Source organism: Terriglobus sp. ADX1, from assembly GCF_036877645.1.
Taxonomy (GTDB): domain Bacteria; phylum Acidobacteriota; class Terriglobia; order Terriglobales; family Acidobacteriaceae; genus Terriglobus.
Window position 1 is genome coordinate 1 of sequence record NZ_JAEDXV010000016.1, and the last position, 26,117, is coordinate 26,117.

Annotated in this window: 23 protein-coding genes, 3 tRNA genes and 1 pseudogene; 14 read left to right on the forward strand and 13 right to left on the reverse strand. The window is 57.3% G+C overall.

Annotated elements, in window-relative coordinates; genetic code table 11:
• Positions 1–267: 267 nt before the first annotated feature.
• A complete protein-coding gene (locus tag JAO32_RS11770; RefSeq protein ID WP_334240570.1) occupies positions 268–660 on the reverse strand; it encodes a LysM peptidoglycan-binding domain-containing protein in 393 nt (130 codons plus the stop codon).
• Between the two features lie 175 nt (positions 661–835).
• Between JAO32_RS11770 and JAO32_RS11775 the strand changes: the two genes are divergently transcribed.
• Entirely contained in the window at positions 836–2,398 is a 1,563-nt protein-coding gene (locus JAO32_RS11775; RefSeq protein ID WP_334240571.1) for a sulfatase-like hydrolase/transferase, read from the forward strand.
• Positions 2,399–2,414: 16 nt separating this feature from the next.
• On the opposite strand, the gene JAO32_RS11780 is transcribed toward JAO32_RS11775, so the two are convergent.
• Positions 2,415–3,272, reverse strand: a complete 858-nt coding sequence (locus JAO32_RS11780; RefSeq protein ID WP_334240573.1) for a rhomboid family intramembrane serine protease — start codon at positions 3,270–3,272, stop codon at positions 2,415–2,417.
• 231 nt (positions 3,273–3,503) lie between these two features.
• On the opposite strand from JAO32_RS11780, the gene JAO32_RS11785 reads away from it, so the two are divergent.
• The gene (locus JAO32_RS11785; protein WP_334240575.1) at positions 3,504–3,716 is read left to right on the forward strand and encodes a hypothetical protein; all 213 of its coding nucleotides are present in this window, start codon (positions 3,504–3,506) and stop codon (positions 3,714–3,716) included.
• A gap of 91 nt (positions 3,717–3,807) precedes the next feature.
• Positions 3,808–4,167 carry a carboxypeptidase-like regulatory domain-containing protein gene (locus tag JAO32_RS11790; RefSeq protein ID WP_334240577.1) on the forward strand — a complete coding sequence of 120 codons (360 nt, stop codon included), beginning with the start codon at positions 3,808–3,810 and terminating at the stop codon, positions 4,165–4,167.
• 17 nt (positions 4,168–4,184) lie between these two features.
• On the opposite strand, the gene JAO32_RS11795 is transcribed toward JAO32_RS11790, so the two are convergent.
• Positions 4,185–5,360, reverse strand: coding sequence for an alpha/beta hydrolase (locus JAO32_RS11795; protein ID WP_334240579.1), 1,176 nt, complete (start codon positions 5,358–5,360; stop codon positions 4,185–4,187).
• A gap of 174 nt (positions 5,361–5,534) precedes the next feature.
• On the opposite strand from JAO32_RS11795, the gene JAO32_RS11800 reads away from it, so the two are divergent.
• Positions 5,535–6,827, forward strand: a complete 1,293-nt coding sequence (locus JAO32_RS11800) for an MFS transporter (protein WP_334240581.1) — start codon at positions 5,535–5,537, stop codon at positions 6,825–6,827.
• Here the strand turns inward: JAO32_RS11800 and JAO32_RS11805 are convergent.
• Positions 6,824–8,125, reverse strand: a complete 1,302-nt coding sequence (locus JAO32_RS11805) for a carbohydrate porin (protein WP_334240584.1) — start codon at positions 8,123–8,125, stop codon at positions 6,824–6,826. The genes JAO32_RS11800 and JAO32_RS11805 overlap by 4 nt on opposite strands.
• 389 nt (positions 8,126–8,514) lie before the next feature.
• Here JAO32_RS11805 and JAO32_RS11810 point away from each other — a divergent pair.
• A pseudogene (locus tag JAO32_RS11810) lies at positions 8,515–9,656 on the forward strand (DUF763 domain-containing protein).
• A 20-nt stretch (positions 9,657–9,676) separates the two neighbouring features.
• Positions 9,677–10,291, forward strand: coding sequence for an alpha-ketoglutarate-dependent dioxygenase AlkB (locus tag JAO32_RS11815; protein WP_334240586.1), 615 nt, complete (start codon positions 9,677–9,679; stop codon positions 10,289–10,291).
• A 34-nt stretch (positions 10,292–10,325) separates the two neighbouring features.
• On the opposite strand, the gene JAO32_RS11820 is transcribed toward JAO32_RS11815, so the two are convergent.
• The 3 genes from JAO32_RS11820 to JAO32_RS11830 form a co-directional block, all read right to left on the reverse strand.
• A tRNA-Pro gene (locus tag JAO32_RS11820) sits at positions 10,326–10,402 on the reverse strand.
• Positions 10,403–10,439: 37 nt separating this feature from the next.
• Complete coding sequence (locus JAO32_RS11825; protein WP_334240588.1) at positions 10,440–11,021, reverse strand: DUF4112 domain-containing protein; 582 nt, start codon at positions 11,019–11,021, stop codon at positions 10,440–10,442.
• 40 nt (positions 11,022–11,061) lie between these two features.
• The gene (locus JAO32_RS11830) at positions 11,062–12,285 is read right to left on the reverse strand and encodes an acyltransferase family protein (protein ID WP_334240590.1); all 1,224 of its coding nucleotides are present in this window, start codon (positions 12,283–12,285) and stop codon (positions 11,062–11,064) included.
• A gap of 56 nt (positions 12,286–12,341) precedes the next feature.
• Between JAO32_RS11830 and JAO32_RS11835 the strand changes: the two genes are divergently transcribed.
• Both JAO32_RS11835 and JAO32_RS11840 read left to right on the forward strand, forming a co-directional pair.
• Positions 12,342–12,417: transfer RNA gene (locus JAO32_RS11835), tRNA-His, on the forward strand.
• Positions 12,418–12,482: 65 nt separating this feature from the next.
• The gene (locus tag JAO32_RS11840) at positions 12,483–13,205 is read left to right on the forward strand and encodes a DUF72 domain-containing protein (RefSeq protein WP_334240592.1); all 723 of its coding nucleotides are present in this window, start codon (positions 12,483–12,485) and stop codon (positions 13,203–13,205) included.
• Here the strand turns inward: JAO32_RS11840 and JAO32_RS11845 are convergent.
• Both JAO32_RS11845 and JAO32_RS11850 read right to left on the reverse strand, forming a co-directional pair.
• Positions 13,202–13,732 carry a cupin domain-containing protein gene (locus JAO32_RS11845; protein ID WP_334240594.1) on the reverse strand — a complete coding sequence of 177 codons (531 nt, stop codon included), beginning with the start codon at positions 13,730–13,732 and terminating at the stop codon, positions 13,202–13,204. The two genes, JAO32_RS11840 and JAO32_RS11845, sit on opposite strands and share 4 nt — an antisense overlap.
• A gap of 91 nt (positions 13,733–13,823) precedes the next feature.
• A complete protein-coding gene (locus JAO32_RS11850) occupies positions 13,824–14,084 on the reverse strand; it encodes a hypothetical protein (protein WP_334240595.1) in 261 nt (86 codons plus the stop codon).
• Between the two features lie 74 nt (positions 14,085–14,158).
• On the opposite strand from JAO32_RS11850, the gene JAO32_RS11855 reads away from it, so the two are divergent.
• Entirely contained in the window at positions 14,159–15,868 is a 1,710-nt protein-coding gene (locus JAO32_RS11855) for a L,D-transpeptidase family protein (RefSeq protein WP_334240597.1), read from the forward strand.
• 65 nt (positions 15,869–15,933) lie between these two features.
• Here the strand turns inward: JAO32_RS11855 and JAO32_RS11860 are convergent, their stop codons facing one another.
• The 4 genes from JAO32_RS11860 to JAO32_RS11875 form a co-directional block, all read right to left on the reverse strand.
• Positions 15,934–16,485 carry a hypothetical protein gene (locus JAO32_RS11860; RefSeq protein WP_334240599.1) on the reverse strand — a complete coding sequence of 184 codons (552 nt, stop codon included), beginning with the start codon at positions 16,483–16,485 and terminating at the stop codon, positions 15,934–15,936.
• Positions 16,486–16,506: 21 nt separating this feature from the next.
• Positions 16,507–17,016, reverse strand: coding sequence for a hypothetical protein (locus JAO32_RS11865; protein ID WP_334240602.1), 510 nt, complete (start codon positions 17,014–17,016; stop codon positions 16,507–16,509).
• Entirely contained in the window at positions 17,013–17,606 is a 594-nt protein-coding gene (locus tag JAO32_RS11870; protein ID WP_334240603.1) for an RNA polymerase sigma factor, read from the reverse strand. Before JAO32_RS11870 ends, JAO32_RS11865 begins: the two co-directional genes overlap by 4 nt.
• 177 nt (positions 17,607–17,783) lie before the next feature.
• Positions 17,784–21,416, reverse strand: coding sequence for a choice-of-anchor D domain-containing protein (locus JAO32_RS11875; protein WP_334240604.1), 3,633 nt, complete (start codon positions 21,414–21,416; stop codon positions 17,784–17,786).
• Between the two features lie 162 nt (positions 21,417–21,578).
• On the opposite strand from JAO32_RS11875, the gene JAO32_RS11880 reads away from it, so the two are divergent.
• The 5 genes from JAO32_RS11880 (at position 21,579) to JAO32_RS11900 (ending at position 26,117) form a co-directional block, all read left to right on the forward strand.
• On the forward strand, positions 21,579–22,154 hold the full coding sequence (locus tag JAO32_RS11880) for a biliverdin-producing heme oxygenase (protein WP_334240606.1): 576 nt from the start codon (positions 21,579–21,581) through the stop codon (positions 22,152–22,154).
• A gap of 108 nt (positions 22,155–22,262) precedes the next feature.
• On the forward strand, positions 22,263–24,842 hold the full coding sequence (locus JAO32_RS11885) for an ATP-binding protein (protein ID WP_334240608.1): 2,580 nt from the start codon (positions 22,263–22,265) through the stop codon (positions 24,840–24,842).
• A 109-nt stretch (positions 24,843–24,951) separates the two neighbouring features.
• A tRNA-Pro gene (locus tag JAO32_RS11890) sits at positions 24,952–25,028 on the forward strand.
• Positions 25,029–25,218: 190 nt separating this feature from the next.
• Positions 25,219–25,785 (forward strand): hypothetical protein, encoded by a 567-nt coding sequence (locus JAO32_RS11895; protein ID WP_334240610.1) that lies wholly within the window; start codon positions 25,219–25,221, stop codon positions 25,783–25,785.
• Positions 25,782–26,117 (forward strand): hypothetical protein, encoded by a 336-nt coding sequence (locus JAO32_RS11900; RefSeq protein WP_334240612.1) that lies wholly within the window; start codon positions 25,782–25,784, stop codon positions 26,115–26,117. The genes JAO32_RS11895 and JAO32_RS11900 overlap by 4 nt, the downstream gene beginning before the upstream one ends.

A 26,117-nucleotide genomic window follows, 5' to 3' on the forward strand; every position in this document is an offset into this window, starting at 1 on the left:
GAGCTTCGCTGGAATCGCACTTCGTTCGGCTTTTCTTTGCAGGGCTTCTTTGTGCCCGAAAGCGTAAGCGGATATGGCTAGGTCGATTCGGTTGGGATTCTTCGCTACGCTCAGAATGACGAACTTCGTTCGTTGGAGCTTCGCTGGAATCGCACATCCGTGCGATAACCCAGGTGAGCTTTGCGCACCTGGGGCACCCAGTTGCGAACTTCGGCATTCGTAGTTGATACGAGTGCGATTTCGATGACAGCTTCGCTCGATGTGAAGCTAGCTACGCACTGGGATGTTCAGTGTTGTGCCTACGGCGAGCTTGTTTGGGTCGGTGATGTTGTTTGCTTTTACGATGATGCCGTAGAGATTGCCGTCGCCATAGAAGTGCTGTGCGATTTTGCTGAGCATGTCGCCGGGCTTGGTGGTGTATGGCTGATCCTGCCCGCCGCTGTTGATGAGTTCGTGTTGCAGGTCAGCGTATTGCGCGTCGACTTTCTTGATCTGATCCCATACGAAGTTCAGCGTTACCTGCGAAGGCAGCGTTGCCTTTACGTGCAGCTTGTCGCCTGCGAGGGATACGTCCTGCAGTTGCGCGCCTTCCGGGGTGAAGCGGTCAATTGCCTTCAGGACGGGTTCATACTTCTGCTGGAGTGTTGCCAGATCAGCCATTGCGAAAATCTCCTTCGCTGGCTTGGATGCGTGAAATGGTGTTAACGAAAGAACAAAATCATGCGTTGCGATGACGGTCTTCTTTGTGCGGTTTGTGAAAGAATCATCCCGCTGCATGGCATGTGCCTTCGCTGGCACGAGATGAGAGAAGAGAGCGGTGGCTATGGATATGCGTATGAATCGCAGACGGTTTCTTGGTGGATTGGCAGCGGCTGCTGCTGTTACATCTGCACCCAGCCTGCTGGCTGCTGCGACGCGCCGACCCAACATCGTAGTGATTCTTGCGGATGATGTTGGCTATGGCGATATATCCAGCTATGGCGCAAAAGATGTTGCGACGCCGCATATTGATTCGCTTGCCAGTCAGGGTTTGCGATTTACGAATGCACATACGGATGCGGCAACCTGCACGCCTTCTCGCTATGCCATGATGACCGGCAGCTATGCGTGGCGGAAGGATGGCATTGCGGTGTTGCCGGGCGATGCGAAGCTGCTGATTGATCCGCAGCAGGCGACCATTCCATCGGTGTTGAAATCTGCTGGATATGCCACGGGGCTTGTGGGCAAATGGCACATTGGATTGGGTGATGGAGCGATTGACTGGAATGGCGAGATCAAGCCGGGGCCGTGCGAGCTTGGCTTTGATGATGCGTTCTATTTCGCTGCTACGGCGGATCGTGTGCCCACGGTTTACATACACAATCATCGCGTGGTGAATCTTGATCCTGCAGACCCGATCCACGTTTCATACAAGACAAAGATAGGTAACGAACCTACTGGTAAAGAAGACCCTGAACTGCTGAAGATGAAGCTGAGTGAAGGACACGACGGAACCATTGTGGATGGCATCAGCCGCATTGGATGGATGGAGGGTGGCAAGTCTGCGCGATGGGTGGATGAGAAGATGGCCGCGACCTTCACAGGCAAGGCTGTGGAGTTCATTGATCGCAATCATGACAAGCCTTTTCTGCTGTACTTCACGCCGAGCGATATCCATGTGCCGCGTGCTCCTGCTGCGGAGTTTGCGGGCAAGAATACCTGCGGTGTGCGCTGCGATGTGATAAGCCAGTTGGACTGGAGTGTGGGTCAGGTGCTGGCTGCGTTGAAGCGGAATCATCTGGATGAGAACACGCTGGTGATCTTTACGTCAGACAACGGGCCGGTGGTGAATGACGGTTATGACGATGGCTCCGACCGCAAGCTGGGACAGCACAAACCCGCAGGGCCGTGGCGTGGTGGTAAGTACTCCATACAAGAAGGCGGAACGCGCGTGCCGTTTCTTGTTCGCTGGCAAGGCACGGTGAAGCCGGGCGTATCCGATGCGTTGATTAGCCAGGTGGATCTGCTGGCCAGCTTTGCTGCGCTTACGAAACAGTCTGTGCCTGCTGGGTCTGCGCAGGATAGTCAGAACATGCTGCAGCCGTTGTTGGGGCGCACCACTACTGGTCGGGAATCACTGGTGGAAGAGGCTACGGTGCTTGCCATTGTGGAAGGCCAGTGGAAATTGGTGGATCGTTCGCAGCGTCCGGGCACTCATACCAGGCCAGAGACGGGTGGTTTGACAGAGAAGTCCACGCGGCAGTTCTGGGGTCAGTCTGCGTATCCGACTGCGCCGCTGGAACTCTACGATCTGAAGGCCGATCCGTATGAATTGCACAATCTGGCGAGTGAACATCCGGAGATTGTGCAAAGGCTGCGTGAGAAGCTGCAACAGGTGCGCGCTTCCAGTCGCTCATAATCGTGGTGGAGCGGCGTTAGTTCATCCACTTGCGATCGTTGGGATTGCGCTGTTCTTCTTCCGGCGCGATGTAGCGGCCGTCTTCATCGAATTTCACAATGCGGTCCTGCTTGCGCATGTAGACTTCAAACTTGCGCGCGGCGCGGCGGCGCTTCCAGCGGTAGTAGCCGTTGCGTATGCCGTACCAGCGTTCGCTGGTGGAAGCGGTTAGACCGCCGCGGTGCGCGAGCGTTGTGTAAGCGTAGCCGGTGAGTCCGCAACAGATGGCCAGCAGTGCCCACAGCGCGTTGCCTTCAAAGATCAACATGGCCACGTAAATGAGGCCGCCGATCCAGACGACGTATTTCGCCTTGGCGCGGAGGACGAAGAACAGGAGAAATTCTGTGTCGCCGAAGAAGATGGCGAAGGAGACGAGAACGCCGAATAACGGCGCGCCAACGCCGCCCACTGCGATGGTGGGATCAAGATGAGGCAGGGTGACGCGTCCGGCCGTGAACAGATATGGCAGAGCGGTAAGCAGCGTTGCCAGGATGCCTCCGCCGATTGCCGACGCATAGAACAGTTCGGTAAACCAGCGCGATCCGCGAATGTCTTCCAGCATGGCGCCGGTGAACCACAGGTTCAGGAGCGCGAAGGCAAAGGAGAGGATGCCGCTATTGAAAAACGGATACGTCAGCAACTGCCAGATGTAACCGTGGCGAATCACGGACAACGGCGTCAGCAGGAAGAAAAGCCCCATGAAGTGCCAGACAGACGGCATGAGCACTGCAAACAGGCCGGTCAGCAGATATACCGCCAGCAACGCGATCACGAGACGGCGAACGGCGCCGCGGAAGGGTGGCAGGGTGAGCGTGACTGGGTCGCGCGGGGACATCTCCATCATTTCATCACAGTTCGTTCTCGGCATGCGTAAAGAGAGTTGTGTACTCTGCTGAAGTGGCACGACCGTCTTAGCGGCTGAAGTGGCCGCACGAAACAACCCCGCGCGGCGTGGTGTGCGTCTGTAGCAAGAACGCACACCGGCAGCTGAGCGGGAAAACAATACTATGGGGACACCGGCACGTACCGGACCTGCAACACAACACCAAAGCTAGAGGGAACGATCATGGCAGCGACTTGCCCAGAGTGCGATAACCTGCTCGACATCGATGTGGACGAAGTCGAAGAGGGCGAAACCATCACCTGCGACGAGTGTGGGACAGAACTGGAGATTATCTCCACGGAGCCCCTGCAGATTGCGCCGGTGGACGAAGAAGGCTACGACGACGAGGACGACGACTACGGTCGCTCTCAAGACGATGACGAGGACGAGGAGTAATCGCGACTCTCGCGGTCACTTCGGGTTCTATTCGATATAAGGGACGGTGGTTGCCGCGGACAGAACACGGCAACCACCGCACAGGCGATACATGAACCGATTGCGTATCCTTCCGTTTCTGCTTGCTGGAGGCCTTGTGCTGGCCCCTGTGAGCCTCACCGTGCCTTCCGCACAGGCGCAGGCTGCCGCTGCGACACGCAGCGTGACCGGCACCGTTGTCGACAAGTCTGGCGCGGCGGTGAAGGGTGCCGTTGTTCATCTCAAGGACACGCGCGCACTCTCCCAGCGCAGCTACATCACGGCGGAAGACGGGCAGTTTCGCTTTGCCCAGCTCTCCACGTCGACGGATTATGAGCTGTGGGCCGATTTGAACGGGCAGAAGTCCGACAGCAAGAATCTCAGCTCCTTCGATAACAAGAAGGTCCAGGACATTACGCTGAAGCTGCCGTAGTCCGGCAGGATCTTTTCTCAGTGCAGCAGGCCGGCTTGCGGAGCTTTGCCGCTGTGAACCCATGTCAGCAATTCGTCAAAGGCGTGGCCGACTTCTTCTGACGTGAAGGTGCAATGGCCTTCGCGGTGTACGTACTGCTGCACCAGGTTGTCGGCGTAACCAGCGTGGGCCACTTCGCTGGCGTACAGCGTTAGGCTATTCGCCGGAATCAGCGGATCGTAGATGGTGTGCAGCGCCAGCATGGGTTTCGTCAGACGCCCGCTGGGCCAGTAATGTGCCATCAGGTAATCGCGTGCTGCTTTGTCCGGTGCGTAGCGGCGGACGCCGTCGTTCAGCGCGTAGTCGGTCGCCGTGTTCACGCTGGTGCCGGTGTAGATCCAGTTGCGATTGTCAAAGGGATTGCCGCCCGCTTTTTTCTGAAGATCGCCGATGACGTAGGTGAAGTAGCCGATGGCACGGGCTACCTCCACGTCAGAGTGCAACTGCGTGAGTTCGCGCATGGCGAGTGCGGCATCTGGCTTGGCGCGTAATGCAGCGAGAACTTTCTGCCGCAGCGCTTCACTCTCTTCAAAGTTTGCAGGGACAGGGTCCAGCGGGCCCATCAGGCCGGGAAAGTAGTAATCGAACGCGGCACGCGTGGCGAAACGGCGGTCCAGGTGAACGTAACTTGGGCCCACGGCGCCACACAGGTTCAGGCCGCCTGCGTAGGTGTTCTTGTTCAGCTCCATGGTGATCATGGTGAGCGCGCCGCCCATCGATCCGCCTGCGGCAAAGGTCTCGCGAGGGGGACCGTATTTCTTTACGAAGTAACGGCGCAGCGATTCCGTGTCTGCATAACCTGCCTGGAGTGCCCATCCGGTTTCGCTATAGCCGCTTTGGATGACGGCGAATCCGCGCTTGTACATCTGTTCGGGCTGCGCGCCGATGCTGCCATCGAGACGAAAACGAAATGGCGATTCGGAGTAGCCGTGATAGAAGACGACCAGCGAATGATTCCATGATGCGGGGATGTCGATGCGGTATTCCGCGCGCCCCAGCACGCCTACTTCAGTAATGGAGCCGTTGTTGCCGTGCAGCACTTCGGGTTCGCCCGTGGGTGTGGGCGACGCCTGAGCCCGAGCCGCGACAGGCAGCACCGCAAACAATGCGGCTGCAGCGCAGCACAAAAGCCGACGTGAGGCACCAGAGTCCATGGGTATGTCTCTCAGCATATCAAGCCCTAATACGCGTCGCGTGATGACACCGTTCCACACTTCACAACTTCGATGCAAGGTACAGCGGCCACGGCAAACAACGATCGTCGGCGGGTCTGAAGATGGCGAAGAATTTCTGCGCGTGGCCATGCGCGCAGCAGCTACGATAACGCAATGTCTTCCGCCGCTCCCACTGCATCGCAACGTCGCTACATGCCCGCGTGGGTTACGGGCATTCTCTACGGCGGGACATACAACGGCTTTGCCTCAGTCAGTCTCTCGCAACTGATGCCCGAGCACGGCGTGACGCTGGGGCGCACCGCCGATATGATCGCGCTGATTCTGACGGCCAGTTATGTCAGCTTTTTGCTGACGCCGCTGGTGGACTGCGCTTTGCCGCGTCGTGTGTGGGCAGGATTGCTGGCGATCACTGCAGCGGCTTGTCTGTGCTTCTCTGTGCCGATGCTCGCGGCTGCAGCGGAAAACGGAGGCCACGGGCCGCACGCTACGGCGTTGATGCTGGTGGTCTTCTTTGGCTATCTGTGCAATCAGATGTACACCAGCACCATTGGCGGCATGGTGCCGAATCTTGTGCGTCCATCGCAGCACTCTGCAGCGAGCGCGTGGCTCAACATCAGTTACCTTGCACTGACGGGAGCAGGCGGCGCATTGAGTGTGTGGGAGGTTCGCAATCTTCCCACAAGCGTTGCAATGTTCACGGTGCCGATTCCCATTCTTCTGGGAGCCACTCCACTCTTCTTCATTCCGAAGGAAGACCGCGTTCCGCGCCGTGTGGGCGAGGCCATGCGCAAACTGTTCAGCGATCTGTGGGAGACGGCGCGGCAACCGAGTTATCTTTTTGCGCTGCTGGTCTTCGTGATTCCTTCTGCGACGTTTGCTTTGCAGAATCTTTTCGGCGGTATGGGCGCGGACTTTCATGCGAGCCCGGAGCTGACGAATCTTTCGGTCGGATTGCTGTTCACCATTGCATGCGCGATTGGCGCAGCGATTGGCGGGCCGTTGAGCAATCGCTTTGATCGCCGCTTTCTATTTATTGCACCTGCGATGGTTGCTGCACTTGGATCGCTTGCGATGGCTTTTGGTCCGAAGACTCCCTGGGTGTTTGCAGGCGGACTCTTCTTTTACAACCTGATGGCAGGCATTAACTACACCGCGACCAGCGCGCTGGTATTTCAGATTGTGGGCAAGAACAATCCACTCAGCGCTACGCAGTATGCCGTTTCGATTGCGGCGTGCAATCTGGCAATTGCAGGCTCTGTCTTCATGGATGGCAAGGGCGCGAGCCACCTGGGAGCACGCGGCGCACTGATTACCGACGCGCTCTTGAGCCTTGTGCTGGGCACGCTGGTGCTATCGCTTGTGTGGAAGTTTGGCGGAGGCTTCCCCAAGCCGCCGATTGGTGAAGATGAACTGATAGAAGCTGAAGCCGGCGCGAAGATAGCTTAGAAAATGATGCGCATGCGTGCGCTGAGGAGCGTGGTGGTGTACGCCCTGGTTGCGTTGGTGGGATGAATGGAGACCTGCAGATCAGGGCCAAGATCGACGCTTTGCGTTAAGCGAAGGCGATAGAACGATTCGAATACGCTCTCATGATGTTTGCCTGCGCTTGGTTCGCTGTAATTGAATGCGGCACCGAACATATCGCCCTGGCGGCCGAATGGATGCACCTGCGTTAATCCCACAGCGAGGACTTCTCGCAGCGTGGTTCCGGTATCGGTGGCGAGAGCGTAACGCACGAACGGCGCCCAGCCGCTATTGAACTCATGCTCAACAGAGCCACCGCCGCCGAAGCCGCTGCCCTGATCCTTGGTATCGTCGCGCCACATGCCAATGTGGAAGCCCTGGTATCGCTTACCGAGAGTGCCGGAGAAGTAACCGATCTCGATGGCCTCCATGAACTTCTTGTTTGCCATCGTGGACAGGTCTCTGTCTGCTGCGCCCTCCGTGTCGACTGCGACTGCATGGATGTAGAGATGGCGCGTTGCCTGATACTCAACGGCTGCTCCGCCAGCATATGTTCCGTTGTAAGCAATCGCTGCATTTCCATCGTTCGCACCGTTCAGGAATTGCGCGGTTTCGTCGTCGTTGAACATGCTTAGCGCGATGTGCTGGTTGGGATGGATTTTCCCGACATACACAGAAAGTCTTCGGCCGAGCATGTCCTGTCGCCAGTACAGGATGTTCAACGTGATGGGTTGCTGCGCGCCGCCGCCCTGCAGGCAGTTCAGCGTCAGTGCGGAACCGAGACTGTTGCTTAAATTGAACTGCTGGCTGATGCCGATGTTCGTCCCGGAACGCACGAGCAGGCTGATAGATCCGGCAGAGCCTTCCGTCGCGTATGCGCGCCATGCACCGGTGAAATCAAGGCGACCACTGCCCTGATTGTGTCGGACTTCGTCTGGAGTGACGGTGGCGTATTGATTCAGAAATGTGTAAGTGGCACCCAACTTCAGCCGCTCGGATTTTTCCAGGTGATCCGTAGTTCGATTGATGGGGTCCATGATGCTACGGAGCGGGTCAGGCTGGATCAGCGGCATGGCGGGGATCTTCGACAAAGCCTCTGAGTCGATGTCGAGTCGTTGCCGGAGCTGGTTGGTTCGATTCGTGGGTGCGTCCGACGTTTGCGCTGATGGATTCGTTTGCGCGGCACTCGTGGAGTTGCTCTGCGCGGCTAACAGGTGTGGCACGACGAGCAGAAGAAACGAATACGTTTTCAGGTGTAGGCAAGCTGCGTTTCGACACATCGTCTGCCCCTCCTGATTCGCTCGACCGACCTGTGTTCCTTCGTTTCTGGAACACGATGGTACGAGAAAAGCTACGCCGTCAGCGCTGGCAATTCATACAGCCAATAAGTCCACCTAAGGCCAGCTCTTCCGCAAGACAGATCGCGAATGCGTATTGCATCCAATGGATGCCCCGGCAGTGTAAAAACGCGCCGTTCCTGCTGGCCAGAGTATTCGATGGCCAACGACAAGGCGTTGCTTCATCAAGCTGGAACGACCGCTTGCAGCAGATCTTGATTTAAGGCGAATAAATAGCGAAAATAGATAGTGCGAGGAGAATGATGAAACGTTCTGGGACTGCCGATCTTCCGCTCCATGGTGGCCGTGTGCCTCCATGGCTTGCGAATCGCATGACCGAACTGGGAACAGCTATCGCTGAACAAGTGATTTTGAACTACGGGCAGTCAGAATTTCTGACGAAATTGAGCGACCCTTTCTGGTTCCAGGCTTATGGCGCTGTTATGGGCATGGACTGGCATTCGTCGGGCATCACCACCTCCGTTATGAATGCGCTCAAGCATGGACTTAATCCACGCTTTTCGGAGCTCGGTCTGGTAGTTTGTGGTGGCCGCGGACGCCATTCCGTCCGCACTCCAGACGAACTTCGAACCTTCTCCCACAACACTGGCCTTGATGGCGAGGCCCTGGCGCGGACAAGTCGTCTGACAGCGCGAGTGGACAACAATGCAGTTGTGGATGGGTTCCAGCTTTATCTTCATTCGTTCGTAGTCACGAGGTCTGGAGAGTGGGCTGTCATTCAACAAGGAATGAATCCCCGCACCCACCTGGCGCGCCGCTATCACTGGCACTCTTCCACAGTTCGCGACTTTGTTTCCAATCCACATGCCGCAATCATCGGAAAGCCACAGGGAGAGATAAGGAACCTGGTGGATGCCCGCGCCAGGAACGCGCAAGATGCTTTGCTCGCCATGACAAAAGAGCCAGTCGAGAATGTGCTGAGCGAAGCTCGAAGACTTACGATCCTGCGCATCATGATGTGCAGGCAAAGGATGTTGATCTAAAACGACTGGGCGCGGTTTTGGCAGTTGCGCATGATGCAGATCTTCGCGACTTTGCTGGGTTACTTCTGCTGGAAGGGCTCGGTCCACGTACGCTGCAATCGCTGGCTCTGATTGCTGAGGTGGTCCATGGCGCACCAAGCCGGTTCTCTGATCCTGCACGCTTCTCATTCGCGCATGGAGGCAAAGATGGTCATCCCTTCCCTGTCCCTTTGAAGGTGTATGACGACTCGCTCGCTGTTTTGCGCCGCTCCTTAGAAGCGGCTCGGCTCGGACACACAGACAAGCTCGACGGTTTTCGGAGATTGGATCGATTGACCCGCGATGTCGAAGAGCAACAGGAACCGCTGGCAGACTTTCAGGCTGCAATAGCGCATGAACGAGCGATTTCAAGGTCCATTGGAGGCAGAACAGTTTTCGATGACGAGAGACAACACAAAGCCGTACGCACGCCGCAGATGAATTTGTTTTGAGGCACAGAATGGAGATGCTTATGGGTGCGCAACAATCTCTCTTTGCCGAGCTGGAGAATACGCAACCCCTCATGATGCCGAGCGGGTTTCGTTACGAGGAAAACATCATCAGCAAAGCGGAAGAAGCCTCTCTCGCAGCTTCTCTCTCAAAACTCGAACTCAAGCCATTCGAGTTTCATGGCCACGTCGGCAATCGGCACGTCACGTCGTTTGGCCTTCGCTATGACTATGCGACCCGTAGAGTGGAGCGCGCAAATCCGTTTCCAGAATTTATTGAGGAGCTACGCAGGAGAGCAGCGGCTTTTGCGAAAAGGAACGTGGATGAAATTCAGCAAGGCGGAGTCAATCAGTATCCGCCAGGCGCTGGAATCGGCTGGCACAAGGACAAGCCGCAATTCGGTGTGATTGTTGGTGTCTCATTACTGGCTCCAGCAATCATGCGTCTTCGTTTTTCCACGGGGACAGGCTGGATTCGCAGGTCTCAAACACTTGAGCCACGATCGATCTACATTCTGGAGGGTGAAGTTCGAACGCAATGGGAGCACAGTATCCCGCCAGTCGAGTCGCTACGATACTCCCTGACGTTCCGAACGCTGGCAGGATACGAGGGCCTAGAGCGCGCTGTTGAGCGCTAGTCATTCACTGTGAAATGTTGAGGGAGAGATTCGATGGTCGGGGCGGAGAGATTCGAACTCCCGACCCTCTGCTCCCAAAGCAGATGCGCTACCAGGCTGCGCTACGCCCCGACTGTGTCCTATTTTACCTTTATTGAGGGCTTCTGCATCAATGGTGTGCGCCCATTGCGAAGAAACGCCCTGCAATGTAGGCCAGCAGCAGGATTGGGATGGCCAAAAGCAGCATCATCCCCAAGAAGAGCGTGCTGAGAAAAAGCCAGTCAGAAAGCTGATGGCGACGGCGCTGCTGCGGTGTGGCTCCAAGGGCCGGAGTGGAGGACGCGCCGTCTTTGTAAACGGGGATGGTGCCGACCGAGCGCTCCAGCAACGCGAAGTTTTTGCGGTTGGCCTTCCATGCAATGTCGAAGGCATCACCCAGGATGGGTACAGTGCCCACGATGGTTTCAATGGCCACGTTGGCAAACATGCGAGCCAGTGTGATGCGCGGTACTCCGCGCAGCCACGCGGCCAGGATGATGATCCACGAGGCCATGGCACCCAGCACGTCGCCGATGCCGGGGATCAGGCCGACGATGCCATCGAGTCCGAAGCGGATCTGCGTGCCGGGGATGCGCAGGTAGTCGTCCAGAATATGCGCAAGCAGGTCGAGGTTGCGGTCGCTGAAGAAGTCGCCGCCACCGCCGAAGCGTGGGCGCAGGATTTCGGGCTCGGATGTGGGACGTGGCGGCATCGCTATGTCTATTCAACTCGCTTTCCCGTCACAGGGAAAGTCACACCCGCAGGAAGATGCGTTTACGGTACAGCGGCAGCACGATGAGCCATGTGACCAACACGGCGATCAGACCATAGCAAAGCTCCGGCCAGCCGTGGCCCGGTATCAGCCAATCCAGCTTGTAATGCAAGGTACGCAGGATGTTTCCGTCGGAAGTTTTGATCCGCGAAAGGATCGGCGGCAGCAGCTCTGACACCATGTAGGCCAGGATGGAGTTGGTGCCAAAGACCATGAGCGGTTTGTAGATAGCCGGCGCTTCGTTGGCGGCAAGCCCTGAACGGCCCCAGCGCTTCGCGTCAATGAGATAGACCGAGGCTGCCAGCAGAAGCAGGCTGAGTCCGCCTGCGAACAGCGAGAACGAGCTGGTCCACAGCTTCTTGTTGATGGGAAAGACGATGCTCCACAGCAGGCCAGAAGAAACCAGCGCAACACCCGCCACAGCGATTCCGGCGGACTTCGCGGCGTTGGAGCGCTTGGTACGCAGCCACATGCCCGCCAGCACGCCATAGAGAACCGTGCTGATGGAGGGCAGTGTTGAGAGCAGCCCCTCCGGGTCGCGCACGCGCTGGTAGAGATGCTGTGGCGCGAAGATGGCGCGGTCAAGATACGCAGTCAGGTTGCAGTTGGGATCGTTGATAGGAATTTCGTGCGTTGGTATGCCGCATCCGGGAACGGTCACGTAACGCATTAGAAGCCAATAGCTGACGAGGCAGGCGACAGCGACGACCGCTTTGTCTTTCCACCCGGAACTCAGCAGGCAGAGCGTTACCGCGACCAGATAGCAAATGGCGGTCCGCTGCAGCACACCGTAGAAACGGATGCTGTCCAGATGCTGAAAAGGAAATGTGTTTACGATGAGCCCGAAGACAACCAGTATGGCGGAACGACGAAGCGTGTGAAGAAACAACGTGCGCCGCGATGCGCCCTTGGCAAGTCGCGTGGCCATGGATAAGACCACCGACAGTCCCACAAGAAATACGAACGTGGGGAAGACCAGATCCGTCAGGGTAAAACCGTTCCATTGCGCATGGCGCAGTTCGAAGAAGCCGTTGTCTCCGGGCTGGTTGTTCACCAGGATCATGAATGCGATGGTGAGTCCGCGCAGAAGATCGACGCTCAACAGGCGCTCTGTACGCGGCGCTTCTACCGTTGCAGTGCTAACAATATCGGAATCAGGCGTCCGGGCAAAATCCGGATCAGCAGAAGTGGCATTCACGGGCATGCAGGAAGCATAAGGCCTGAGAAGGGCTTTTGGATGGTACAATCGTACCTGTAATGGCGGCTATAGTTCAGGGGTTAGAACGCGGGTCTGTGGCACCCGATGTCGAGGGTTCAAATCCCTCTAGCCGCCCCAAGAATTAAGCAACGGACACCCAACCGGGTGTCCGTTCTTCTTTGCAGTGTGAGAGTCTGTTGGGCATGGCTCTCTTCGCAGGCACCTCCGGCTGGGCGTACGCAACGTGGAAACCAGGCTTCTACCCTGACAAGCTGCCGCAGAAACGGTTTCTGGAGCATTACGCCACGCGGTTGAACTCGGTTGAGGTGAATTACACCTTTCGCGCGCTGCCCACGGAGACACAGCTTGCCGGATGGATGGAGGCGGCGGGGCCGGACTTCCGATTCTCATTTAAAGCACCTGAAATCATCACGCATCGCAAACGGCTGAAGGAGTGCGGCGACGCCGTCGACCGTTTCCTGACTGCACTTACGCCGGTTCGGAATGCGGGCAGGATGGGTGCGCTGCTGTTTCAGTTGCCGCCAAACTTCAAGGCTGACATCGCGAAGCTGGAAGACTTCCTTTCCCTGCCCCAGATGGCGCAGGCCGGGCGCGTGTGTTTTGAGTTCCGCAATGTCTCATGGTTCGATGACGCGACATGGAGCGTTCTGCGCCGATTCAACGCCGCCGTGTGCATTGCGGAAAGCGAAGACCTGAAGACGCCCGAAGTGCAGACGGCGAAGGACTTTGCCTGCTATCGGCTGCGCATGGCGGGTGGGTACGACGATGTGACCCTTGCCGACCAGGCGGCGAAGTTTCATGCGATGGCCGCGGAGCGCGACGTGTTTGTGTACTACAAGCACGAAGACGACCCTGCGGGGCCGCTGGCAGCAGAAGCGATGCGTCTGCAGGCTGCCGAGCTTTAGAGAACCAGTGGCGGTCCGACCCGCTCCAGGCCATAGGTGCGCACAACATCAGGATCAGAGGGTAGCTTCCCCGTCTTGCCAAAATCGCGGAAAAACTCTTCCATGCGCCCTGCTGGCGTGAACGCGATGAGGAGCTTGCCCGGTGTATCGCTGGTCTGCGCCCAGACATGCGGAACCTTGCGCGGCATTAATACGGAATCACCGGGCTTGAGGATCAATTTCTTCGTGCCGATCTCCACACGAAACTCGCCCTCTAATGCGTACAGGTATTCATCCTGCGCGGGATGAAAGTGGCGGTAAGGGCCACCCTTCGTCAGGTTGTCATGTTCCATTAAAAACATTCCGCCTGCGGTTTGAGCGGATGGAACCTTGAAACACATTCTGCTAAAGCCGAGGCTGTGTACCTCGCCCAGCCGATCAGCGCCTGCAGGAACAACCTGTGCGTTGTTGTCTTCAGGCAGTGATTGCGCCAGCATGAGTGACGGCGCGGCCAGCAGGCCGGCGGTGACAAACTCTCTTCGCTTCATGGGAACGCCCTCGCAGCGGCAGTGCTTTGGGGACAGCATGCCGGATGCTGGATTCTAACGCCCTCGCACGGTAGATACAGCAAGGAAATATTTAGAAATTGCCGCGAAATCCGAGGGTGCGAAGACTGGTGCGGTTCAACGTGGCGTGGATGCCCTCGTGCGGGAAGCTGGACCATGTGCCCACGTCTGCCGCGGTGAGCGCGCGAAGGGCCTCAGATTCGTTGCGGAAGCGTACCGGTCGCAGGTGACGCAGTGCATGGTCTGGGCCGGGAGAGTCGCCGACGAGTTCCGCGTGCAGCCATAGTCCCATGCCCAACATGCGCAGTTGCAGGTGAAAGAAATGTTGCTCCATCCGGCTCTACCGTAACGCATTCGGTACGCGAATACCACATGCGCCAATTTACGCATCCAAGCGTGCAGGACTCTATGCAGACTTACGTTCGTCGATTTGCTCTTGTAGTTGTATTCGCTCTTCTTCCTCTTTCCGGTTGCAAGCGCACGCACCAGATCATTCATCACGCGACCAGCAGTGAACCGGATTACACGCCGCAGATTGTTGCCAGCATTACGCCGGGCCACATCGACGGAATGAAGTATCCCGACTTCACAGACATTCAGGCGCAGGTGAATAACCTGTACGACACGCACGATTTCGACCTGTTGTGGGTGAAGAACGGCAAGCCCACCGCGCAGGCGGATGCGATGTTGCAGGAGTTTTCCAACGCCATGCAGCGTGGCCTGCGTCCGGAAGATTACGATGCCAGCCGATGGAGCGAGCGCGTGGCGAACCTGAAATCGCCGGAGGGCGCTGCTCTGTTTGATGTGGCGCTGACGGTGAATGCGATGCGGTATCTCAACGATCTGCACCAGGGCCGCACGAATCCTGCGCATTTCACATTCGGTGTGAAGGGCTACAACGAAAAGAAGCTTGATGTGGTCACTGTTCTCAACACGCAGATCGTCGACGCGTCTGACGTCACCGCAGCAGTGGATGCTGTGGAGCCGCAGTCGTTGCAATACAAAGCGCTGAAGACTGGGCTGAAGCAATACCTTGACCTGGTACCGCAGGATCACACCGATCCACTGCCTGAAATGAATCCGTCGGCGAAATCCATTGCGATTACAGCGGGATATCCTGCGTTGCAGTCGCTGCAGCAGAAGCTGACGTTGCTGGGTGACTACAGCGGCGATGCGAATGCGACGGCTTCGTCTGCAGACCTGACAGAAGCGCTGAAGCACTTTCAACATCGTCATGGTCTGAACGAAGACGGCAAGCTTGGCAGTGCCACGATTGATGCGTTGAATACGCCGATTACAGCACGCGTTACGCAAATTGTGGACACGATGGAGCGCTGGCGCTGGCTGAATGACGACTATCAGAATGCAGCCATCATTGTGAACCTGCCGGAGTTTGAGTTGCGCGCGTTTGAAGGCACGGGCAACGATCATCACGAGGTCTTCCGCATGAACGTGGTGGATGGCAAGAGTGATGACGACACACACCACACGCCGGTGATTGCAGACCAGATGAAGTATCTTGTCTTCCGTCCGTACTGGAATGTGCCACCGTCGATTGCGCGTAAAGAGATCATTCCGCACATGCAGAAGCAGCCCGGCTATCTGGGCGCCAAGAACTACGAAACCGTAGACCTGAAGGGCAACCTGGTTACACCGAACATTGCTGCGATCGACAAAGGGACGCAGATGGTTCGGCAGAAGGCAGGCACTTCAAACTCGCTGGGGCTGGTGAAGTTCATGTTCCCGAACCAGTTCAATGTCTATCTGCACGATACGAATGAGAAGGCACTGTTTACCCGCACGCGCCGCGATTACTCGCACGGTTGCGTTCGTTTGCAGGACCCGCCGAAGCTGGCAGACTGGTTGCTGCGCGACAGTTCCAAGTGGGATGAGGAATCCATTGCCGACGCCATGAACGACGGCCAGGACAACAAGACGGTGCTGCTGCCTAAGCCGGTTCCTGTTGTGGTTTTCTATGGCACGGCGTGGAGCGACGATGGCGAGATGCACTTCTTCCGCGATATGTACGGCTATGACGACGACCTGGAGAAGACGCTGAACGCTGGACGGCCTTATCCGCAGAAGCCGATGAAGGCAGTTACCGAAAAAGACGCGTAAGTGATCACAAATGAGGAAGGCCCGGCTGCTTGCCGGGCCTTTCTTCTTGTGTCACAAGCAATCGCTTAGTGCGATGCTTCGTCCAGCTTGTTGATCTGATCCGGCGTCATTTCTCCGCGGATCTGCAACTGCATGTGCGTGTATGCCTGCTCCAGCTCGGCGCGCGCCTGCGCTGTGCGCTGAATCTCAGTGAACAGGTCATTCTCAGAGGCGTTGTTGCTGCGCTTCAGGTTGTCCAGCTTGGCCTGCTGCTTCACAAACGCGTCGTAGCGCTGCTGCAGCGTGTCGCGGTTCTGCGAGAACACCTGGTCCATGCGCTTTTGCTGGTCGCTGTTCAGGCCCAGCGATTTAGCCATGCCTTTGTTGTCCCACCAACGGCCGGACACACTGTTGCTGTTGCCGCGGGAGCCTCCGCGCATGCCGCCAGAGCCATCGCCGTGCGGCATACCGCCACGCATGCCGCCCATACGGCCACCGCCGCCGGGCATACCCATGCCTCCACCAGGACCACCACCCGGACCGCCTGGGCCACCGGGGCCCTGGGCGTACGCCGCCGTAGCCGCCATCATCAGGCAGCCCATCAGCAGCATCCGGCTATTGCGTCCCAGCGTCATCATTGCCTTCCATAGAACTTCTTGCTATTCCACACTTCCATGATGCCGTGTTCCGGCATTCTGTGCACGGCTCAGACCCAGCGCATCCACTGGCAGAGTGCTTCCGGTATTCAGTGCGGAGTTAATCGATTCCAGAAGAGCGTTGTCGTCTGCAATCTGCTGCTGCGGATTGGCCTGCGCCACAGCCGCGGCAGGAATTGTTTGTTCATCCATGGCCGTTTCGTCGCCGGGAACGCCCGTAAAGTGCAGCACACCGACCGTAATCGACATGATGGCCACAGCGGCCATGGCCCACTGCGGAGCCGCAGACCACAGGTGCTGGCGGCGTGCAGCGGCAGCCAGTGAAGGCTGTGCGGCGCTGCGGCGCTCAGCCCAGGCCATCGTTTCAGTCCGGTAGGTCGCCAGTGCGTCCTTCATCTCCGCGAGTTCTACCGTTTCCTCCGGGGCGCGATGCTGCGAGACCAGCATTTCGCAGAAAAGCTCGTCGCTGAGGTGTTCCGAGGAATCCATCGGGTTTTGTTTGTGTTCTGTCATACCCGTTGCCCTCCTACACGCGTTCGAACGGATTTTACCGCGCGATGCAGATGTGTTTTCACCGTATTTACCGGCATATCCATTACTTCGGCAATCTCCGCCAATTCCATCTCTTCGATGAAGCGAAGCAGGAAGACGGTGCGCTGATTTGGCGAAAGCTCCTCCATTGCCTGGTGCACCTGGAGCGCCTGCTCGCGTGCCAGTAACGTACCCTCCGGCGAGGAGCCACTGCTGCGCAGGTGGTTAGCCATTTCGCTGGCGTCCACCGAGGACGCGCCAGCCTTCTTCCAGAACTTGAACTTCTGCGTACGCGCATGGTCGCGGATGAGATTCACCGCGATGCCCGTCAGCCATGTGTTCAAGCTGCAATCGCCGCGGAAACCGGCGCGATTGCGGTAAGCCTTCAGTAGTGCATCCTGCACGATCGTGTCTGCCAGATCCTCGTCCCGGACACTGGCCATGACGAAGCGCAGTAGCCGCGGACGATAATTCCGGGCCAGCGTATCAATGTCGTCCAGCTCCATAGCAACGGAGACTCGTTCCCGGGTTGCAAATTTCAACACGTCGGCATGAAGCAGTGTAGTCGCCATAGCGTTATTTCCTGTAGCGCAGATGCGGAATCTCTCACCCCGGCGAACTTTTCCGGATGCAAGGATGGGGATTGCACAACGTCTGACGGGGTGCGGCAGGTGCGCGAGTACAGGAAAAGGCGAAATAACGACGCTTTGGGCGGGAAATGCGCTCACACTTCCCGCCCCAAAGCGTCGTCATTTGGCTCGAACCGCGAGAGAGTAGGTGGCGGAATGGCTGATCTGGCCGTCCGTCACCGTCACCGTGTAGTCGTAGGTTCCCGGTTCCGTATACGGCGAGTTCAGGTCCGGATACTTGCTGCTGCAGCCGGAGATGGCGCCCACAGCCACCCCAAACCCCAGCAATAAGAGCATCAGCCGCATGGCCACCCGAGCACGTTTGCGCGCGGCGAAGAGGATTCCTGCACCAAGGCCGCCCAGCAGCCCCATCATCCATCCCCGGCCAAGCAACATGCTGCCATAGCCGATGACCGTGTATTTGCTGGTGGTGGTGATGGTGACGGCGGATTTCCTGGTGCCGCTGAGGGTGAAGGTGGAGGGTGAGATGTCACATGTGGAACCCTGCGCTACCGTCGTGCAGGAGAACGCGACCTGTGCGTTGAATCCTCCGATGGCCGTGGTGGTGGCTGTGACGCTGACGGACTCGCCCGCGATGGTACTGCCACTGGTGGGGTTTAACGCAAGGGAGAAGTCCACACCGTTGCCCGTAAGCGCCACGGTAATCAGCGGGTACTTTGTGTCGTTGGTGGTGATAGAAACTGCGCCGGTGCGTGTGCCTGTGGCCGTGGGCGTAAAGATCACGGATACGGTACACGCGCTTTTGCCAGCGAGCGCGGAGCCGCATGTGGTGGTGTAGCTGTAATCGCCAGTGATGCTAATACCCGTGAGGGCGATGGCGTTGTTGGTGTAGTTCGTCACCGTGAAGGTCTGCGCCGCGGAGCTATAGCCCACATCCACGTTGCCAAAGTTCACAGAATCCACGTCGGCTTCCACATCGGCAACGCCGATGCCGGTGAGCGATGCAGTCAGTGTGGAGTTGGCCGTGGAAGTGGACAAGATGGTCAGCGTGCCCGTGCGTGTTTTCAGCACGGTGGGTGTGAACACCACGGATGCAGTGCAGGAGCTATTCGCTGCGATCTGGCCGGTGCAGGTGGTGGCGCTCACGCTGTAGTCGCCACTTGCACTCACGCTGGAGATGGTCAGCGGCACGGACGAGGTGTTGCTCCATGTAAACACCGTCGCGCTGGAGGTTGTGCCAAGGATCTGTGTTCCATAGCTGGCGCTGGTGGGTGTGAGCGTGGCCGTGGTGGGCAGGCCGGTCCCGTTCAGAGTCGCGGTCAGTGTGGGGTTGGCTGTGGTGTTTGTCGTCACAGTCAACGTTCCCGTCTGTGCGCCGGTGGTCTTGGGTGTAAACGTCACGCTGATGGTGCAGGTGGCCGATGCCGCCAACGACGTGGTGCAGTTGTTGCTTGCAATGGTGAAGCCGGTGGTTACAGCCGCCGAGTTCACAGCAATCGCCACTCCGGAGGTGTTGGTTACGGTGAACGTTTGCGCGGCGGAGACACCGCCTCCTGCATAGGTATTAGCAAAGGTCGCAGACGTGGGCGTTAGCGTTGCCGTTGTATCCACGCCGTTCCCTGTGAGCGATACGGTCAACGTGCCATTGCTGGTGGAGTCATTTGTGATGGTCAGCGTTGCTGTGCGCGTGCCCGTTGCCGACGGCGTAAAGGTCACCGTCACGGTGCATGTGGATCCTTCTGAGAGCGAGATGCAGGTGCTGGTTTGCGTGAAGTCGCTGGCGTTGGTGCCACTGATGGCGATGTTTGAGATCGTCACCGTGCTGGTGAATGTGGTGGTGTTTGTTACGGTCACGGTTTGTGATGAGGAGTGGCCCAGATACACATCGCCGAAGTTAATGCTGGCTGGAGAGACAGAAGCTGTCGTGGGAACGGGAGGAATTGCAAAGTTCACCAGGAAACCATCATGCGAAGTCAGGCCAGCAGGCGTGGTGGTGTCATTCTCTGTTGTCGCCGCATAATCCGTGGTGAAGTGCGGCTGCGTTACCACGTTCACATAGCTTGCCAACGATGCAGAGGCAGTTGAGGAATCCGTCACCGTGTTCGAAGCGAGAATGTGTTCCAGTGCCGCTGCATTGCCGCGTTCAATGATGTTGTAGCGCGTGTTTGCGGTGATATCCGTGGTGAAGTCGTGCAGCGCGGCCGTGGTGCTTGTTGCCTGATACAGCGTTACCGCAGTGGCTGCTGCGGGTGATCCGTCAATGACACCGGTTACATCCACATAGCCGTCGTTGTATTCGTAGGCATTGAAGTTGCCCGCGACGATGACGTTCGCACCTGCTGATTGATACTGCTGCACCAACGTGCTGATGGCGGCAGCCTGTGCTGCGCGATGTATGCGAACATCCGCGCCCAGCGTGCTGTCGCCAATGTTGTCGCGCGATGCCATGTGTACGTTGAGGATGGTTACGGGATAGTTCTTGCCTGTGCGCACAAACTCGCCCGATGCCACGAGTGGTGGATGATCCCATAACGCTGCCGAGCCACCGGATGCAGTGGTGTACGTTGCGTTGCGGCCCACTTCGACAAAGTTCGTGTTCTTGAATGTTGTGGTGTTAATCAGGAAGCCGCTGTTGACGGTGTCTGTGCCGAGAACGGTTGCGGTGTAGGTTGTTGATCCACTGTTTGCTGTGTTGACCGAAGTGGCCAGTGATTGCAGCGTGGTCTGATTGCCTGCTTCCTGCAGCGCAAAGATGTCGGGCGAGCCGAAGACATTTATGACCGCCAGCGTAGCCTTGGTCAGTTCCGCCGCATAAAGCGCGTCGGTACTGTTGAAGCTGTTCAGGTCCAGCGTTCCTACTTTGAAGTGCGTTGTGTCTGCTACGGCGGAAACAGAAGTAGCCACCGTGCCGCTTACAGAGCAAGTGGTTTCTTTGAAGATCAGCAGTCGCGCATAACCCAACGTGTAATCAATCAGACCAATGCCAGCGGTTGCTCCCTTGCCTGTTGAATTTGTGTTGCTGCATGTAATGGTTTGTCCCACGGTGATGTTCACGGCAGTACCGCCAAACGTTGTGGTGTCAATCAAGATGCGTTGCGGGTTGCCGCTCCATGTGGGCACACCACTTGGTGCGCCGCTGGGTGTGTACTCATCCTTCGCAATGCCGGTGGAACGAAACATGTGTTCGTTCGTGGTGATACCGCTGGAAAGCACGCCCCAGAATTGCCCGTTGCCCACCATCGCGGAACCAGAAATCGATCCACCGGAAGGCGAGATGGCCACAAACGATTTGTCCGTTGCAGACATGCCCGTGTACTCCAATGCATCGCCAAAACTGGTTAACGCACCGAAGTTCGCCAGATCAATGGACTGCGTCATGGTTGATGTTCCGGTCACGGTGCAGCTTGTGGGTGTAATGCCTGTGCCCGGCGTATTGGCCGCATTCACCAGCGTGCCATTCGTCACCGTGCCCACGACGGTCACCACGTCGCCATCGCTCACACTGTTGCAGGCACTTACGCTGCTTGCCCAAATGGGCATGCCCTCTGCCGTCGATTGCAGGCTGTCCCATCCTGTGCTGGGTTCACTGATGTAAAAGGCTGCGCCGCCTGTGCTGGTGCCGCTCATGATGCCGACAACGATGCCGCTAGTGGAGACACTCTGCCCCAGATAAGGGCCGCCCGGCAGGCTCTTCATCACATCGTGAATTGAAACCGATGTCTGCGCTTGCAGCATCGCAGTGAAAAACAGGCAGGCGAAAACGATCCGAAAAATACGGATGCCGTGAGACATGGGTCACTCCTCACGGCTACGTACGCAGGCCGCGAATGCGAATTGGGATACGCTCTTTGGGACGGTGACCGTGTTTTGGCGGATTACAACGTCCTTCAGGACGCCTTGAAGATCGCGTGAGCTTACCTCTCTGCAGGAATGCCACGTACCATGGATGACAGGATGGATACTGCACTTCTGCGCAATGCAACACGCGAGGAACACAACGCCACAGAGGCGACCGTACCGTTAATGGATCCATCGCTGACACTGCCGCAATACGGCGATGTCCTGGCGCGCATGTATCGCATTGTGCGAGCGTGGGACGACTGGGCGGACGTTCACGCGCCCAATGATCTGAGGCCAATTTTGCATACACGCCGTCGCGCTGCCCTGCTGGCGAACGACCTGAAAACTCTCGGACATCTCGCACCTTCAGTGGAGGAGGTGCCACATGAACGAATGCAGTCGACCGCTGTTGCGGGCGATCCTCGCGCTGTCTTTCTTGGGCGTATGTATGTGATGGAAGGCTCCACACTCGGCGGACAACTTCTTGCTCGCCACCTGGAAGAGCATTTTGGATTTGCCGAAGGCATGGGCGACAGCTATTTCCGCGGATATGGCGAAGCCACAGGAGAACGTTGGCGACAGTTCAAAGAATTCCTGGAAGACCTGCCGGAAGAGGCCACCGATACTGTGGTTGCCAGCGCCAGAAATATGTTCGCGCTCTTCGCGGAAGCCATGTCGGCAAAAATATAAGCCCCATTCCTTTTGCCTCATCAAATCCCACGACACTTTTTCATTCGCGCACGCGTCAGCCGACACTCCCGCTAATGTCCAATAAAAGAAATGCCGAAGCACTCTTCTATGCCGTCTGCCATTGACACAAATGATTGCGCCCATGAGCCGATCCGCATTCCAGGCTCAATACAGCCGCACGGCTTTCTGCTGGGGCTGGATGAAGACCAGGAACATATTGTGGTGGCCAGCGAGAATGCAGCAGATTCACTTCGCACACCCTTCAGGCTGATTCTGAACGCGTCCGTTGAACTTTTGTTCGACCGCGAATTGCTAAGCGCACTCAATCAACAAAAATGCGCTTTAGAACCGGAAGGCATGATCACCTACCTCGGTTCCTTCCGTGTCCGCGATGAACTGTATGCCGTCATTACGCATTGCGTGGAGGGCAAGCGTGTCCTGGAATTTGAGCGGCAGGATCGGCTGGTGAGGTCGGAGATGATGAACTCCATCATCACCAACTTCGTTGGAACGTTGTCCAAGCTGGAGTCGGAACAGGAACTCTGCGACGCAATCACTGCACAGGTTGCAGAACTCACAGGCTATGACCGTGTTCTGCTGTACAGCTTTGATGAAGAGGGACACGGAACCGTCCTGTCGGAACAGAACAATGGACGCCTGCCCAGCTATCTTGACCTGCGGTTTCCTGCTGCGGACATTCCAAAGCAGGCGCGCGAACTCTATCTGCAGAACACGGTACGCATTATTCCGGATGCGTATGCAACATCTTCGCCGTTGCGTTCCGCAACAGAAGAAGCACCACAGACTCTTGATCTTTCATTGTCCGTGCTGCGTTCGGTGTCGCCGGTGCATATCCAGTACATGAAGAACATGGGCACAGTGTCATCCATGTCTATCTCCATCGTGAGCGAAGGCCGTTTGTGGGGGTTGATCAGCGGACACCATTCGGAGCGGCGGTTGGTACCGTACCTGGTCCGTTCGGCTTGCGACATGCTCTCAAAGCTTGTGGGCACGCAGCTCACCACGTTCCGCGCCACAGCGCGACTCAACACACTTACCGGCTTTCATCTTGTGCAGCGACAGCTTCTGACAGACATCGCTGCCCAGAACGACTACCTTGGTGTGTTGTCTACCCAGATGGATGTGCTTCAACAGATCACTGCTGCTGCGGGCGTTGTACTGTCCATTGATGGGAAGCATCATGTGGCTGGCACTGTTCCCGCAGACGCGGACATTACACGCATTACAGACTGGCTGGATAGCGTTCCCAAAAACGAGATTTACGTGACACGCGAGTTGAGCAAGGATCTGCGCTGGGCCGCTGATCTTGCCGACACGGCAAGTGGTCTGCTGGCCATTCGCATCTCTGACGTGCGTCAACGTTACATCCTTTGGTTTCGACCGCAGGCAGTTCGCACCGTGACCTGGGCAGGTGAACCCGGCAAAGCCACTGGGCCCGAATATCTGCATCCTCGCAAATCGTTTGAGAAGTGGCGGGAGATATTTCGCGGACAGAGCATTCAGTGGACGGAAGCGGAAGAGGAATCCGCCCGAGAATTTCTTGGTGCCATGAGGACCATCTCACTGCGTCGTGCAGAAGAAGAGGCTGAGATCTCCAATTCGCGCTTCGAGCAGTTAACCCATGCTCTGCCAGAGAAAATTTTTACGGCAGATGACAGCGGAAAACTGGTCTACGTGAATGACCGCTGGCTGGAACAAGGGCTGGGACAACAAGGCGTTTGGTACGAAGAAGGCCGCTTGGAGCCCGAGGACCAGGCACGCATCGATCAGGTCTGGAAGAATGCCGTCCACATGGGCGAACCCTTTGAAGAAGAGGTACGCATCCTTTGCGGCGAACCCAGGACACTGCGGTGGAACATGGTCCGCGTTGTGCCCTTCCGCCGCAAGAGTGGCGAACGTGCCGGATGGATTGGCTCAGTAATCGACCTTACAGTGCGGCGCGAACGCGAAGCCGCACTGCGCATGACTGAGAAGCTTGCCCTGACCGGTCGCATGACTTCTGTGATTGCACACGAGATCAACAATCCACTGGAATCCATTACGAACCTGCTGTTCCTGGTAAGGCATGACCTAGCCGAGGACGCACAGTCCCAGCAGTACCTGGCACAGGCAGAAAATGAACTGGAACGCATTTCCGGCATCACGCGGCAGACGCTTCGCTGGAGCCGCGAAAACTCTCAAGGTGCGGAAACGTTCAGCGCGGGAGGGCTTTTCTCCGAGGTGTTGCGGCTCTTCCAAGGAAAGATACTGAACCGCAACATCACCGCCACTGTTCGCGAAGGATATGACATAGCCATTTGGGGCATTCTTGGGCAAATTCGCCAGGTGATCGCGAACCTTGTCTCAAATGCCGTAGACGCCGCACCGCTTGGTGGCAACGTTTGGCTTGAAGCGCGTCCACTAAGCGATGGCGGAGCAGAACTCATTGTTGGCGACGATGGCGCGGGTGTGACGAAAGAACAACAGTCTCGACTCTTTGAGCCCTTTTTCTCCACCAAGGGCGATCTGGGCAATGGCCTGGGGCTCTATATCTCTGAAGAGATTGTGGAGCGGCATGGCGGAGAGATTCGCTACACGAGTGCTCCCGGCGAAGGTGCTGTGTTTTACGTCTCGTTGCCTCCGAACCCGGGCGCTGTTACGAAGAATCGTGCCTCGGCAAAGGCGTGAGGCTTTGGCGCGGATGGCTGATCCTGGGCTGGAGCGTGTACAATCGAACCTGACGCACAGGAGACAAACCCTGCGCCGCCTCCCTGGCAGCGCCTCCTGTGACTTCCGTCGGGACGTGGCTCAGCCTGGTAGAGCGCACCCTTGGGGTGGGTGAGGTCGCTAGTTCGAATCTAGTCGTCCCGACCATCAATTTCAGTGGCTTAGCGATGGCCCTATCTGCTCCGTATGGCAGATGGGGCCATTTGCCGTTTTGCTTCCTGGCTTTCAGCTTGTCTTCATCTTTGTTGGTTAAGATTGTTGCCGCATCACCACAAGCAAACTGTCAGCTCCCTTTTCTCTACAGAGAAGAGCGGAGCCTTATGCAGAAGGCAGGACGATGGAAATTACATCCCGCGGTCTTTGGACACTGATTCACGGCATGGGCTTTGGCGCGCTGTTTCTTCTGGCGTGTTCCGCTGCCATCTACCAGTTGTGGAGCATCTGCCGCAGCAATGGCACCTCTGACGACCACACAGACGCCGTATTGAAGTGGTATCTGCTGGCGATGGCATTACTGGCCTGGCTCTCTGTTCTGAGTGGGACGTATATCGTCTATCCCTGGTACCGCGCTGTGGCACCGGCTGGAACGCATGACCTTACGATGTATCCGCAACTCCTGCTGAAGTCGAGCCCTACGACGATTGGCTGGCACACGCTTGGTATGGAGTGGAAAGAGCATGTTGCGTGGCTCAGTCCCATTGCCATGACCATGGCGGCAGCTACGTTCTTTCACTACGGCCGCGACCTCAAGAATCAACGCTATCTGCGCAGTGCGGTGTTGTGGTTCACCATTGTCGCGTTTGCTTCTGCGGCAGTAGCAGGCACGTGGGGCGCGATGATCAACAAATATGCGCCCACGGTTGGCGGGCACGTCTATTCATTCTCGCAGGCGGAGGCAAAATGAATTCTTCTATTTCCGAGACGCGCTCATTGCCGAATGGTGCTGGCGCCGCAGCAACGCTGGCTGCAGGAATTGGCGCTGCTGTGTTGGGTGTGTTGACGCTAGTGGGCGATAAAAGCCCAGCCGTCAAAAATGCGCTTATCTTCTACCGCCCTACCGGTGCGCTTTCCGGTGTTACCACGGTGACGATTGCTGTGTGGTTTGCGGCGTGGCTGCTGCTGCATCGCTTGTGGTCAAAGAAGGATGTGAACATCAGGAAGGTTGTGACCGGCGCTTTTGTACTGCTGGCCGCAAGCCTCCTGCTGACGTTCCCACCCTTTATCGACGCGTTCTAA